The organism is Photobacterium lucens (assembly GCF_009873615.1).
Lineage (GTDB): Bacteria > Pseudomonadota > Gammaproteobacteria > Enterobacterales > Vibrionaceae > Photobacterium > Photobacterium lucens.
This window is the reverse complement of sequence record NZ_SSMG01000341.1, coordinates 1-824: the sequence shown is the minus strand read 5'-3', so window position 1 is coordinate 824 and position 824 is coordinate 1. Positions and strand designations below refer to the sequence as shown.

Annotated in this window: 1 protein-coding gene; it reads right to left on the bottom strand. The window is 34.8% G+C overall.

Annotated elements, in window-relative coordinates; translation table 11 throughout:
• Positions 1-230 precede the first annotated feature (230 nt).
• Positions 231-824, bottom strand: a 594-nt coding sequence (locus E5A76_RS14450; protein WP_161119342.1) for a transglycosylase SLT domain-containing protein, incomplete at its 5' end; no start/stop codon positions are given.

The following is an 824-nucleotide window of genomic DNA, read 5'->3' as shown; positions in this document are numbered from 1 at the left end:
AATATGATTCAATACACCCTTACATCAAAAAATTAAGTTGTTTTAATTTTATTCTATTGTGGAAAGTAAGAGATGAAAAAATCATCTAAAAATCGCAAGTTATGGTATTTCCATAAACATGAACAGCGCAATGACACCAGACTGAACAAACGATTGAAGTCTAAATAATGCGCGGGTTTAACTTACGTTGATAGCTCGTATAGATGGCTTATCAACGTAAGAAAATACCCTTAATCAAGCACGTTAGGAGTATCAAATCGGTAAGGGGGAGCAAAGGGTTTTACGCCTTTCTCACGGTATTTCTTCAAGCTCATTAGTTGCTTATAAACAATGTAATAGCGATTGATATTAGTCACATAGACGATGGGCTGTTTACCGATATGTTTTCTCGTTACAATCTCTACATTATTGAACCAAATATCAGGGTTATAACCACTTTCTTTAGCATAGCGACGCATTTTTCGAATATTACCAGGACCTGCGTTATAAGATGCTAATGTCATGTACATTCTATTGTCATAATTAAGGCGATTATCATCTAAGTAATTGTTTTGAATGTAACGCATATATTTAATACCTGCGTGAACATTGTTATTAGAATTATATATATTTGGAATATCAATATATTTGTCACGGGCGGTACTTGGTAATACTTGCATGATACCAACGGCACCTTTATTTGACACTTTATGCTGATTTAACCCCGACTCTTGGAAGCCTTGTGCCATCATCATCAAATAATCAAAGTTATATTCAGAGGCGTACTTGTAAAACAGATCAGCCTTTGTATTACGTAGTAATGGAGAAATTGCATGGGCTATGCG